The organism is Alloprevotella sp. OH1205_COT-284 (genome assembly GCF_003859795.1).
In the GTDB taxonomy this organism is placed as follows: Bacteria; Bacteroidota; Bacteroidia; order Bacteroidales; family Bacteroidaceae; genus Alloprevotella.
In genome coordinates this window covers 1-215 of sequence record NZ_RQYI01000091.1, presented here as the reverse complement: position 1 = coordinate 215, position 215 = coordinate 1, and the positions used below count along the sequence as shown (strand labels likewise).

Here is a 215-nt window from a genome sequence, read left to right as displayed (position 1 = left end):
CATGAAAGAAAGGCGGTCTTTGATTTGTTCCTCCACTTCCGGATCGCTCAAACCATACCAAGTGCGCAGGAGTTCTATCTTGAAGAGAAGAATACCTTCATAAGAGGGACGTCCCGTTGAGGAATTTCCTTTCGTATAGACTTGCTCGATCAATCGGGCAAGAGGTTTCCAATCGATGAGTTGATTGATTTGAGAAAAGAATACATCTTTTACTT

At 42.3% G+C, this 215-nt stretch carries 1 protein-coding gene; it reads right to left on the bottom strand.

The window, feature by feature from the left end; all coding sequences use genetic code 11:
- Positions 1-215 (bottom strand): transposase (locus EII14_RS09150; protein WP_148090636.1); only part of this gene is annotated, 215 nt, incomplete at both ends.